Source organism: Pseudomonas fluorescens, assembly GCF_018614655.1.
Lineage (GTDB): Bacteria > Pseudomonadota > Gammaproteobacteria > Pseudomonadales > Pseudomonadaceae > Aquipseudomonas > Aquipseudomonas fluorescens_BX.
In genome coordinates this window covers 140565-152868 of sequence record NZ_JAGGOG010000001.1, presented here as the reverse complement: position 1 = coordinate 152868, position 12304 = coordinate 140565, and the positions used below count along the sequence as shown (strand labels likewise).

The 12304-nt window shown below is 60.7% G+C and carries 11 protein-coding genes; 6 read left to right on the top strand and 5 right to left on the bottom strand.

All coding sequences use genetic code 11. The features are described from left to right. The first annotated feature begins 185 nt into the window (after nt 1-185). Complete coding sequence (locus tag J7E41_RS00645) at nt 186-671, top strand: Lrp/AsnC family transcriptional regulator (RefSeq protein WP_155584574.1); 486 nt, start codon at nt 186-188, stop codon at nt 669-671. Between the two features lie 133 nt (nt 672-804). Here J7E41_RS00645 and J7E41_RS00640 read toward each other — a convergent pair whose 3' ends face one another. Next, nucleotides 805-1668, bottom strand: coding sequence for an MBL fold metallo-hydrolase (locus tag J7E41_RS00640; protein ID WP_214989480.1), 864 nt, complete (start codon nt 1666-1668; stop codon nt 805-807). Nucleotides 1669-1763: 95 nt separating this feature from the next. On the opposite strand from J7E41_RS00640, the gene J7E41_RS00635 reads away from it, so the two are divergent. From J7E41_RS00635 to J7E41_RS00625, 3 genes are read left to right on the top strand one after another with little or no spacing between them, the layout of a single operon-like run. Further along, nucleotides 1764-2099 carry an ArsR/SmtB family transcription factor gene (locus J7E41_RS00635; RefSeq protein WP_010166774.1) on the top strand — a complete coding sequence of 112 codons (336 nt, stop codon included), beginning with the start codon at nt 1764-1766 and terminating at the stop codon, nt 2097-2099. Nucleotides 2100-2148: 49 nt separating this feature from the next. Continuing rightward, nucleotides 2149-3393 (top strand): NAD(P)/FAD-dependent oxidoreductase, encoded by a 1245-nt coding sequence (locus J7E41_RS00630; RefSeq protein WP_214989479.1) that lies wholly within the window; start codon nt 2149-2151, stop codon nt 3391-3393. A 9-nt stretch (nt 3394-3402) separates the two neighbouring features. Next, entirely contained in the window at nt 3403-4209 is an 807-nt protein-coding gene (locus J7E41_RS00625) for a sulfite exporter TauE/SafE family protein (protein ID WP_214989478.1), read from the top strand. A gap of 203 nt (nt 4210-4412) precedes the next feature. On the opposite strand, the gene pvdO is transcribed toward J7E41_RS00625, so the two are convergent. The 3 genes from pvdO to pvdM all read right to left on the bottom strand — a co-directional run bounded on the left by pvdO (nt 4413) and on the right by pvdM (nt 7965). Beyond that, nucleotides 4413-5240, bottom strand: a complete 828-nt coding sequence (pvdO, locus tag J7E41_RS00620; RefSeq protein WP_237151360.1) for a dihydropyoverdine dehydrogenase — start codon at nt 5238-5240, stop codon at nt 4413-4415. A gap of 74 nt (nt 5241-5314) precedes the next feature. Further along, complete coding sequence (pvdN, locus tag J7E41_RS00615) at nt 5315-6592, bottom strand: pyoverdine-tailoring periplasmic protein PvdN (RefSeq protein ID WP_214989477.1); 1278 nt, start codon at nt 6590-6592, stop codon at nt 5315-5317. 20 nt (nt 6593-6612) lie between these two features. Continuing rightward, a complete protein-coding gene (gene pvdM, locus J7E41_RS00610; RefSeq protein WP_214989476.1) occupies nt 6613-7965 on the bottom strand; it encodes a pyoverdine-tailoring dipeptidase-like protein PvdM in 1353 nt (450 codons plus the stop codon). A 174-nt stretch (nt 7966-8139) separates the two neighbouring features. On the opposite strand from pvdM, the gene pvdP reads away from it, so the two are divergent. Beyond that, complete coding sequence (pvdP, locus tag J7E41_RS00605) at nt 8140-9744, top strand: pyoverdine maturation tyrosinase PvdP (RefSeq protein WP_214989475.1); 1605 nt, start codon at nt 8140-8142, stop codon at nt 9742-9744. A 129-nt stretch (nt 9745-9873) separates the two neighbouring features. After that, complete coding sequence (locus J7E41_RS00600; RefSeq protein WP_214989474.1) at nt 9874-10908, top strand: hypothetical protein; 1035 nt, start codon at nt 9874-9876, stop codon at nt 10906-10908. Between the two features lie 6 nt (nt 10909-10914). On the opposite strand, the gene J7E41_RS00595 is transcribed toward J7E41_RS00600, so the two are convergent. Then, on the bottom strand, nt 10915-12303 hold the full coding sequence (locus J7E41_RS00595) for an efflux transporter outer membrane subunit (protein ID WP_214989538.1): 1389 nt from the start codon (nt 12301-12303) through the stop codon (nt 10915-10917). Nucleotide 12304 lies beyond the last annotated feature (1 nt).

Here is a 12304-nt window from a genome sequence, read left to right as displayed (position 1 = left end):
GCTCTATCTTGTGAATTTCTTGTAGTGGGCGCGCTAGCTGACAGTCAGTCTTCGGGTAGAAGAAATCGTGTCCTACAAACATCATAGGCTCGGTTTGGGAGAATATTTATCTCTGTTTCGTTGCGTCGGGGATCATTTGAGGATAAAAAAACTGCATAAACATAATAAACAGGTGGTTTTGTCTCATGCGCAAACTGGACCGTATCGATATCGGCATTCTTAACGCTCTTCAGGAGAATGCCCGCATCACCAACGCCGACCTGGCTCGCTCGGTCAACCTGTCGCCCACGCCGTGTTTCAACCGGGTCAAGGCGATGGAAGAGTTAGGGTTGATTCGCGACCAGGTAACACTGCTGGACGCCGACCTGCTGGGGCTGCACGTCAATGTGTTCATCCATGTCAGCCTGGAAAAGCAGAACGAACTGGCGTTGCAACAGTTCGAGGGGGCGATTGCCGACCGCCCGGAAGTGATGGAGTGCTACCTGATGGCCGGTGATCCGGACTATCTGATTCGGGTACTGGTGCCGACCATCCAGTCCCTGGAGCACTTCATGATGACGTTCCTGACCAAGGTGCCTGGGGTCGCCAATATCCGCTCCAGCTTTGCCCTCAAGCAGGTGCGCTACAAGACAGCGTTGCCGTTGCCGGCCAATGGCATCAACCTGGGATAGTGTGGGAGCCGGGCTTGTGTGGGGGCTTGCTCGCGAAGGCTGCAGTTCAGTCAATACATGTATAGGCTGATAAACCGCATTCGCGAGCAAGCCCGCTCCCACACAAGCCCGCTCCCACATTTTGTAATGTATTTCATAGCTGGTTGAGCGGGATCTTCAGGTACACCACACCATTGTCTTCCGCCGGCGGCATATGCCCGGCCCGCACATTCACCTGGATCGCCGGCAGCAACAGCGTCGGCATGCCCAGCCCGGCATCCCGCTCGGTGCGCATCTTCACAAACGCTGCTTCATCCACCCCGTCATGCACATGAATATTCCCCGCGCGCTGCTCGGCCACCGTGGTCAGGCACTTGGCCGCGCGGCCTTCGGGTGGGTAGTCGTGGCACACGTACAGGTGGGTTTCGGGCGGGAAGGCCAGCAGCTTGCGCATCGACGCGTAGAGTTGGTGCGCGTCCCCACCGGGAAAGTCGCAGCGAGCGGTGCCGACGTCGGGCATGAACAGGGTGTCGCCCACCAGGATCAGTTGCCCGTCGATCAGGTAAGCCATGTCCGCCGGCGTGTGGCCGGGGACATGCAGCGCCTGGGCCTTGAGGTTGCCGATCTGGAATTGCTCGTCGGGCGCAAACAGGTGATCGAACTGCGAACCGTCGACCCGAAACTCCGGTTCCAGGTTGAACAGGTGCTTGAACACGTCTTGCACCTTGCTGATGGACTGGCCGATGGCGATCTTGCCGCCCACTTGCCGTCGCAGATAAGGCGCAGCAGACAGGTGATCGGCATGAGCGTGGGTTTCCAGCAGCCATTGCACCTGCAGGCGATGTTCGTGGACAAACGCGATCACCCGGTCGGCCTGGGCGGTCTCAGTGCGCCCGGCCGCCGGGTCGTAATTGAGCACCGAGTCGACAATCGCACATTGGCCGCCGTCGTGTTCATAGACGACATAGGTGTAGGTCGACGACGCCTCGTCCAGAAAGGATTGAATCAACGCTGGCATAAGGGCTGTCCCAGGTGGCGTAAATAAGTAGTTACAATCACTTTACGTTTACACATAATGTTTTGAGCTTAAGTGAGAGAGAGAGTCTGAAGCAAATGGAATCGAACCTGAGTGAAGGTGAAGTCGCCCAGTTGCGCGCGTCGGCCTCCAAGGCCTGCGCCTTGCTCAAGGCCCTGGCCAATGAGGACCGGCTGCTGATTCTCTGCCAGTTGACCCAGGGCGAGCGCAACGTCGGCGAGTTGGAAACCATGACCGGCGTGCGTCAGCCCACGCTGTCCCAACAGTTGGGCATCCTGCGTGACGAAGGCCTGGTGGCCACCCGCCGCGAAGGCAAATACATTTTCTACGGGCTGGCCAGCCACGAAGTGATCCAAGTGATGAAGACCTTGTCCGGCCTGTATTGCGGGGCGGTGATCAAAAGCTGGGCGTGATGCCATACGGCGGCGACCCTTGTGTGCATTCAGAAAAAAGGCGAAGACCATGAACGACCAACACTGGGGACCCACCATCAGTGGCGACATCGTTGTCATCGGCGGCGGCTCGGCAGGCATCGGCTTGTTGGCCAGCCTGCTCAAGCGCGACCCACACCTGAACATCACCCTGATCGAACCCAGCGACACCCACTACTACCAGCCCGCCTGGACCCTGGTGGGCGGCGGCGCCTACGACGTGAAGAAGACCGCGCGACCCATGGCCGACGTGTTGCCCGACGGCGTCACCTGGGTGCAAGCGAGCGTCGCCGAGTTGCTGCCCGATGAGCAGGCCCTGGTGCTCGACAGTGGCCAGCGGGTGACGTGGAACAACCTGATTGTCTGCCCCGGCCTGCGCCTGGCCTGGGAAAAAATCGACGGCTTGCCAGAGACCCTTGGCCAGAATGGCGTCACCTCCAACTACAGCTACCAGCACGCCAGCTACACTTGGCAACTGGTCCGCCAGCTCAAGGGCGGCAAGGCGATCTTTACCCAGCCTGCCATGCCGATCAAATGCGCCGGCGCACCGCAGAAGGCGATGTACCTGTCGTGCGATCACTGGCTCAAGCAAGGCGACCTGAAAAACATCAACGTCGAATTCAACCTGGCCGGTGCCGCGCTGTTTGGTGTGGCGACCTTTGTGCCGCCGTTGATGAAGTACATCGAGAAATACTCGGCGCAGTTGGCCTTCAATTCCAACCTGGTCAAGGTCGACGGCCCGGCGCGCAAAGCCTGGTTCGAGATCAAGGACGCTGATGGCACCGTCACCGTCGAGGAGAAATCCTTCGACCTGCTGCACGTCGTCCCGCCGCAAGTCTCCCCCGACTTTATCCGCCAAAGCCTGCTGGCCGACGCCGCCGGCTGGTGCGAAGTGAATCCCCAGAGCCTGCAACATGTGCGTTATTCCCACATCTTCGGCCTCGGTGATGTGTGCTCCACCACCAACGCGAAAACCGCCGCTGCGGTGCGTAAACAGATTGTGGTGGTGGCTGAAAATCTGCTGGCCCTGCGCAAGCAGGCACCGATGCTTCTCAAGTACGACGGCTACGGTTCGTGCCCGCTGACGGTAGAGAAGGGCAAGGTGGTACTGGCCGAGTTCGGCTATGGCGGCAAGTTGCTGCCGACATTCCCCCTTGATCCGACCGTTGCCCGACGCTCCGCCTGGTTCCTCAAGGCGACGTTGCTGCCGTGGTTCTACTGGAACGGCATGCTCAAGGGTCGCGAATGGCTGACCAGCCTGTCCAAGGTGGATTGAGAAAACCCTATGTTGCTGGCAAGTTTTTTTGGCGTGCTCATGGGCTTGATCATGGGGCTGACGGGAGCCGGTGGCGGCATTCTTGGCGTACCGGCGTTGGTGCTGGGGCTCGGTTTGACCATGACCGAGGCGGCGCCGGTGTCGTTGTTCGCCGTAGGTGCGGCGGCGGCTGTGGGTGCGATCGATGGCTTGCGCCATGGCCTGGTGCGCTACCGGGCGGCGCTGCTGATTGCGTTGCTCGGCGCCCTGTTTTCACCGCTTGGGGTGTTCTTCGCCCATCAACTGTCGGACAAGATCCTGATGGGCCTGTTCAGCGCGTTGATGGTGCTGGTGGCCTGGCGGATGTTGCAGCGCGAGAAGGTCGAGGCCGGGCCCAGTGACCATGGCGCCGCGTCTTGGGGCCAGAAGAACTGCATGCTGGATCAACAAACCGGACGCTTTTCCTGGACCGCCAAATGCACCGCCACCTTGGCCGCCCTTGGCGCGGTGACGGGCGCGGTATCGGGGTTGCTGGGGGTCGGTGGCGGGTTTTTGATCGTGCCGGCGTTCAAGCAACTGACGGATGTGCAGATGCGTGGGATTGTCGCGACGTCGTTGATGGTGATCAGCCTGATTTCCCTGATCGGCGTGGTGGGTGCGTTTCATGCCGGGGTGACAATCGACCGGATGGGCTGGGTGTTTATTGGGGCGAGCATCGTTGGGATGCTGGTAGGGCGCAGGCTGTGTTCGCTGATCCGGGCGCGTACCCTTCAAGTCGGTTTTGCCGCGCTGTGCCTGGGAGTGGCAGCCTGCATGCTGTTGAACGCCGTGATTTAACGTGTGGCTCGCCTGCGATAGCCATGAATCGAATCGCTGAAAACTCTGTATCCGCTGCCGAGGTACGAGGCTGCGATGGACTTGGTGCGGCATTCCGACGTCGCAGACCTCGACGGCGGTCCTGCGGCCCGCATCGCAGCCTCGTGCCTCGGCAGCGGCTACAGCGCATCGCAGGCGGCGGCAGAGGAACGTGGCGTTGTCGTTCAGAGTTCTCTTGCCACCCTGAACCCCAACCAATCCCCCCGCGTCGTCGCCGGTCGATCATTGCGATTGCCCGAGCGCGAGAAAATCGGCGCTTCGCCCCAGTCATTCCCTCGGATATGCCGGGTTTCGCAGTTCTTGTCCTGCCAGGCACTGCCATCAGTCGGTGCACCGACGTAGCTGTCGTGCCAACAATCGGCAACCCATTCATACACATTGCCATGCATGTCATATACGCCAAACGCGTTGGGTGGGTAGCTGCCGGCGGGCGAGGTAAAGCTGTAGCCGTCCTTGGGACCGTAGGTATTGGCATGCTGGCTGATGCCGTATTCGGTGTCTGGGTCCATGGGAAACGGGAACGATCCGGTACTGCCGGCGCGGGCGGCATATTCGCGTTCGGCTTCGCTGAGCATCCGGTATTTCTGGCCGGTCTTTTTCGATAGCCAGGCGACATAGTTTTCGACGTCCTGGAAGTCCATGCACACCGCCGGTTGTTTCGGCCCTTGGGTGTACGTCGGCTTGCTGGCCTTGCACGCACGGCCGGGGCGGGTGTCACCGTCGGCGATCTTGACGCCACTCTGGCGAATATAGGCGTCCCATTCGCTGGCCTGGACCTGGAACCGGCTGATGGCAAACGGCTTGGCAAACGTCACCGTGTGCAGCGGGCCTTCGTCCGACTGGCGGCCCAGTTCGTCGTCCGGCGTGCCCATGACGAAACTGCCGGCCGGCAAGACCACCAGCTCCGGGCAACCGTCCTTGCAGTCCTTGAACACCTTGCCGGGAGCAGGTGTCGCGGCGTGGGCGCTGCCGGCGGCCAAGGTGGCGAGCATGACCCCCAGGGACAAGCGATACAGTGCGGTTCGAGACATTATTTGCAGCCTTCTCGTCAGTGTCAGGAAAGGGTTCAGTATTTGTTCGTCAGCACAGCCATGGCTCGGTCGATCTCCTGCTCGGTGTTGAGCAGGCCCGGCGCCATGCGCACCACCGGGCCGACATCACGGTCCACGGCATCCACCACAATGCGGTTCTGGTTCAGGTAGGAAGCGACCGCGTCGACGTCCTGGCCCTTGACCCGGAAGAAGGTGAAACCGGCCGAGTATTGCGCGCTGTCGGGCGTCACCAGTTCGATGCGGGCGTGTTCTTTCAGGCGCTGCTTGAGGTAGGTGTTGAGCTGATGGATACGCGCCTGCACCTCGGCCTTGCCCAACTGCAAGTGCAGTTTGAATGCTTCGCCCAAGGCCCAACGATGCTCGAAGGCGTGATAGCCGCCGGGAGTCATGATGGTGCCGAAGTCCTTGTTTTCCGAGAAGGTCGGGAAGGTCGGCGTCAGGTCGCTGATTTGCTCCGAGGCGGCACAGATGATCCCGGTGCCCCGTGGGCCGAACATCCATTTATGGGTGCCGGCAATGAAGTAGTCGCACTTGAAGTCAGCGAAGTTCATGTCCTCGACGCCGAAACCGTGTACGCCGTCGACCACGTAGATAATCCGGTCCTTCTCATTCCGCTGGCGATTGTGCTCGCGCACCAGGTCGCCGATCTCACCCACGGGCAGCTTGACTCCGCTGCCCGACTGCACCCAGGTCATGCCCAATACCCGGGTTTGCGGGCGGATATTACGTGCAATATTACCCAGTACTTCATCGCTGGAGACGCTACGTGGGTCCTTGAACAAGCTGATCTTGCGCACATGGGTGCCTTCACGCTTGACCCGGAAATTCAGGGTGTTGCGGGTGGAATAGTGCTCGTGTTCGGTGGTGAGGACTTCCTGGTTGGCGTTGACGTGCAGCCCGCCGTAAATCATCACCAGCCCTTCGGTGGTGCTGCCGGTCAGGGCGATCTGCCGTGGCTTGACGTCCAGGTAGCGGGCTGCCCAGTCGCGCACTTCGCCTTCGCGTTTCCATTCGGCCTGGGTTTCCCAGTCGACCCACTTGGCCGGGTTGAGGTCCAGCTCGGCACGGAAGCGGTCGATGGCGTCTTGCACCGGTTTTGGGTGCGAAGTGATCAGGAAGTTGGCGAAGTGCGCGTAGTTCGGGTCGAGCTTGAACAGCTGGCGCAGGGCTTGCCATTTATCAGCGGCGACGGCTTGCGTGGCGGCCGCGGCCGAGGGAATCAAGTGACTGCTCAACGGCAGGCTGGCCGCAAGCACACCTGCGGTTTTCAGAAAGGTACGGCGATCAGTCATGGCAAGGCTTCGCTGCGGATTCAAGGTTGGGTGAGGGCGACAGGCTGGGCGGCTTTTTGTACCTGATCCCAGACCCTGAGGAAGTTGCCGCCCCACAGCTTGGTGATGTCCGCTTCGGAGTAACCACGGGTAATCAACTCGGCGGTCACGTTGCGGATTTCGCTGACGTCCTTGAAACCTTTCACACCGCCGCCTTCGTTGAAGTCCGAACTGATGCCGACATGATCGATGCCGATCTTCGTCACCGCATAGTCGATGGCGTCACCGAGGTCCTTGAGGCTGGCCTGGGGTTCTTCGTCGAGGATGTCGTACAGCGCACTGGCGTACTGGCCAAACTTCTGCGAAGGCCAGGCGGCGATGATCGGGTCGCCGGGCATCAGTGCTACGTGCAGGTTGGGCAGGGGCGGCAGGTCGAACTTGGCACGCAGGCGGTTGAGTTTGTCTTGGGTGGCTTGGGTCAGCGGGCGCAAGTAGGCGGAAAACGCCACGATCTGCACCACGCCACCGCTGTTCTTGATCAGCTGCATTTCCTTGTCACTGAGGTTGCGCGGGATATCTACCAGCGCCCGCGGCACGGAGTGCGAAGCAACCATCGGCGTACGGCTGAGCTCGGCCACTTGCTCCAGGGCCTTGGTCGACATCTGCGACACATCGATGATCACCCCGAGGTCATTGAGCCGGTGTACGGCGCGTTTACCCAGGTCTGACAAGCCATTAAAGGCGTCGGGTGTGTCATTGAAAAATGGCAGCGGCCGAGAAGAGTCGGCCCACGGGTTATTGCCCACGTAGCTGAAACCGAACATGCGCATGCCGCGCGCGGTCCACAGGTCCAGTTGGCTGATGTCTTCGCCCAATGGGTAGGCATTGAGCATGCTGATAAAAACCGCGAACTTGCCTTCACCGTGCAGGCGCCGGAAGTCGTCCGGGGTGTAGGCGATGCCCACCTGATTGGGGAAGTCGCGGACCATCCCGGTGATTGCCTTGTAGCGCACTTCCTGCTGCTGGCGAGACTGATCGACAAAGGCGGCCGTGGGTTTGTGCGGAGCATTGGGGCCATTCCACATTTCCGGCCAGCCGAAAATCGTCAGGGCCGCCCCCGACAGGCGTCCGCGCTGTGCCTTGACCAGGTCGAACTTGTCCTGGCCGTCCTTATCCGCCTCGTCGCCCTCGCTGCCGAAGCGCAGGGGCAGGGTGATGTGGCTGTCGAAGGAAATGATCCGGTCCTGCAACTCGTCAGCCTGCTTCATGACCTTGAGCGGATAACCCGCGCTGTCGTACAGGTATTTCCAACCCAGAAAACCGCCGCCGGCGGCAATCGCCAGCGCCAGGGGCAGGCCGATCAGAAGAGCTTTTTTCGAGCGGGTTTTGGTCATTGCCATCTCAGTGTCGCTTTCCGGTGGATGAGGTGCAGGCGAGGCCTTTGCTATCTGGGAAGAACGAGTGATGGCGGGGGAAATTTAGGCGCTTGCCCAGGCCCCTAAATTTGTTCGGCCAATGCTCGTTCTAGCTTGGATAAAGCCTGCTCCATGGCTGACACAGGTAGGGCAATGACGATTTCTCGACGAGGCTTCATCGCGGGCCTGGCACTGACCGGCGCCGCGGTGCCTGCCGCCTATTACGCCCACCGTCAATTGACGCAGCCGGACGAACCGATTACCCCGGGCGAAGCCACGGTGGACCTGCCGGACATGGCCGGTCAGCAGATGGCCAATGCCTTGCGGGGCGTGTGGGACATTCGTCTCGAAGGCCGTGACGCCGGGCTCGATGGCGTGCCCGGTGAAGGCCTGGAACTGTTGCTCGATATCGCTGCCCGGGGTCGTGGCTTGCGTGGGTATCTGGACAGTGCGCAGGTATTACGCAGTGAAGCCACGCCTCGCTATGAAGTCCTGGGCGACCTGGCGGACGTCAAGCAAGGGCAAATCAGCTGGCGGCTGCTGGACAGCCGCAGCGGTATTGTCCGCTATCAGTTTGTTTCCACCCTCGATGAGGTCTGGGCGGCCTTCGGCAATGCCGGCACCGCCTCGCTCAGTGGGCGCGTGTTGCGTATGGATCGTGCCCTCGGCTTGCCCGAAGACGACAACCGGTTTGTGGCGATCAAGCGGCTGTTCCCCGAAGCCCGTGAGCGGGCGCTGCTCAATCCGACTCTGGAGGCCTGGCTGATTTCGCCGGAGCACCGGCTGTTTCACCAGCTATGGCATGCGTCTCGGGACAAATGGCACAAGCTGCCTGAAGACAAACGCGACGCCCTGCGAGGGATCGGCTGGCAACCCGGCCCTCGCGACCGTGAGCGTGATGCTCGCGGGCCACGCAAGGACCGCAATGGGTCAGGCATCGACTTCTTTTTCATGCACCGGCATATGTTGGGCACGGCGCGTTCGATGCAGCACCTGCCGTCCTGGCCGCGCTTTCCGTTGCCGCAGCCGGAGCTTGAGCGTGATCGCCTGGGGTTTATCCGTTACTTCGATAATCATGATGGATTCTCGGTGCCGCCGACCTGGGTTTCCCGGGGGGATGACACCTTTACCCAGTGGGTCAGCGATATCAAAAGCGGCGAGACCTATTGCAGCAACTTCCAGGTGTGGGAGTCGCAGTATCGGGATCCGGCTTATCTGTCACGCATGACGTTGGGGCAGTTTGGCTCGGAGGTGGAGCTGGGGCTGCACGACTGGTTGCATATGCGCTGGGCGTCGGTGGCGCGTGATCCGTCCAATGGTGCTCCGGCGCCGTTGGCCCGTGATCCGGCGGATTTTGCCGGGCGCTGGTTCGGGCCGGAGAACGACTTTCTCGGCGATCCGTTTTCGTCTCATGTGAACCCGGTGTTCTGGCATTTTCACGGATGGATTGACGATCGGGTCGAGGATTGGTTTCGTGCCCATGAACGGTTTCATCCGGGTGAGGTTCAACGCCTTGAAGTGAGCGGTGTGCCGTGGTTTGCGCCGGGGCGTTGGGTGGAGGTGGATGACCCCTGGTTGGGGCCGGATACCCATGGCTGCAGTACCACGCCCGGGTTGCAAAGGGGGCGGTCGATGGAGATGGACCCGGAGACGATGAAGTTGGCGTTGCGGATTACGTTTGGGGATGAGGAGACGGTCAAAAGCTTGTTCAGGAAGGTGCCGAGACGTCCCTGGTATGCGCGGCACCTGAAGGTCTAGACGGCGGTCTTGGATGATTTGATTGTTACTCTTTGTGTCTCGGCTGGAAGATGAATTTGGGTGGCGGCACAATGTGGCGATCGGGCCTCTTTATCGTTGGCCTCGAACCGAATTTGGCGTTATGGATGTATGTTTTCGAATCAGCTCCTCTATCTGCTCTATGGCAACAAAACCGTTTACCGGCACGAAGCAAAATTCAGCATTCTGTCGGCCCTGCGTCACAGGAAAGAGCCGTCCAGTTTCACGATCACAGTGATGACGGATCAGCCCGAGTCCTTTGAGGGTTGGCCTGTCACCGTTCTGCCTCTTGACGCGCAGACTCTGGATGCCTGGAAAGGTACCGCAGGCTATTACCATCGACGTAAGGCCTGTGCCATCCAGGCCGGTGTTCAGCTCGCCGACAAAACCATCTTCATCGATACCGATACGGTCTTCTTCAAAGATCCCGCCGAGCTATTCGGGCGTGTCACGGACGATCAGTTTTTGATGGATGCGTTCGAGTGGAGTTGGGCCCAGGCGTCCCGGCGTTCGGAGTACCGCGCATTTGCCGAGGAAGTAGAGGCCGGAAATGAGCGCCCTGCGCCGTCGTTGAAACTCTTCAACAGTGGCATCTGCGGGCTGACCAGGGCCAACGTCGCCATGCTTGATGGCACTATCGGTCTGATTGATCAATGGGCCCACCATGGCTCCACACTGCTGACCATTGAGCAGATTGCCGTGTCCTTCATGCTGGACGGCAAGAAGGTCGTGGAGGCTAACGACTGTATCAATCACTACTTCTCGGTGAAGAGCTACCACCATGCAATGTTAAAGGTGTTCTTTGACCAGCATGGCGAGGCCTATCGCGAGAGTCTGCCGCAGATGACTTTTTCGGTGCCCAACGGCCTTCCGAAAAATGCGCTCTACGATCGACTGCGTCTGAAATGGAAGCTCAAAGGCCAGTGCACGACTTCCCGGAAGGTCGCCAAGTTCTATCTGTTAGGCAAGCAGGCCAAACGGTGTACCTACCTGAATGCTTGCAGGCCGCTGTGGTGGAAAAAGGCGCTTGAAGAGCTGAAGACGCTGGAGGCCGGTGGCGAAACCCGGGTAAAACTGGATTCGTTCTGGCACGCAGACTCAGAGTTCGAACGCTTCGCAAAGAAGCAGATCACACCGCTGGCCTGATGGCCTTCACAACACTCTCCATCCACCCCCTAACGCCTTGTACAGCGCAATACTCGCCTGCACTCGCGCTAACCGCAGCTGTACATTCAAATCCTGCGCCGCATACAGCGTTCGTTGTGTCTCCAGCACCGTCAGCAGATCCTCGGCTCCCGCCTGATAGCGACTCTCGGCAATCTCAAACGCTGTCTGCGCCTGTTGTAATTCCTCAGCCTGCCACTGGCGCTGCTGATCCAGCCCGGTAATGCTGCTGAGGGCCTTTTCCACGTCCGCAAACCCATTGATGATCGAGCCACGATAGACCTCGAGCAGTTCCTCCTGCCGCGCCCTGGCCCGATCGCGCTCGGCACTCAGGCGCCCGTTATTGAAGACCGGCCCCACCAGTCCCGAGGTGAGGGTATAGAACGGGCTGCGCAACACGTCGGCCGCCTTGCTCGATCCTGACCCCAACGACGCCCCCAGCGTCACCGTCGGCAGCATCGCTGCGCGGGCCACGGTGACATCCGCTTGCGCCGCCGCCATTTGCGCCTCGGCACGGGCGATGTCGGGACGGCGCGTCAACAGGTCGCTGGGCATGCCAGCGCCAATAGTCGGCCAGGTCATGGCCTGGAAACCCTCGGTACCCAGGTCCAGTGCTTGCACTGGCTGGCCCAGCAGGGCGGCGAGGGTGATCAGCGATTCCTCGGCTTGTTGTTGAATCAGCGGCAGTTGGCGTTGCTGGCTGGTCACCAGGCTTTTCTGTTGGGCCAGTTCCAGGACGGTGGCCGAACCTGCGTTGTAACGGGTTTGCACCAGGTCGAGGACATTGCGGGCGTTGGTCAGGTTGAGTTCGGCAATCTGCCGACGTTGTTGTGCCGACAAGGTCTGCGCATAACGGTCGGCGACGTTGCTGAGCAGGGTCAGTTCCACCGTCGCCTGATCGAACTCACTGGCGCGCACGCTTTGCAGCGCGCTGTCGCGGGCGGCGGCGCGACCGCCCCAGAAGTCCAGTTCATAGCTGGCGGTGAGGTTGGCGCTGTAGCTGTTGACCGTGCTGCTGGTGTCAGTGCTGTCTGAGGTGCTGCTGCCGCTGATGCGTTTCTGGCGATTGGCCTTGAGGTTCAGGCCCACCTCCGGCAACAGCGGCGCACCGGCAATCACTGCGCTGGCCTGGGCCTGGCGCACCCGGGCCATGGCTGCCGCCACGTCATAGCTGTCGCGGCGAGCCTGGTCGATCAGGCGGTTCAATTGTGGGCTGCCGAACTGCGTCCACCATTGTTGATGGGTGGACTGGTTTGCCTGGCGCTCGGCGAATTGCCAGGCCGTGGGCGGTGCAATGCCGGTACCGGAAGAGGGTGAGGTGCCGGCGCAGGCGTTGAGCAGCAGGCACAGGGTGAGCAGGGACAGTCGCGGGGTCATG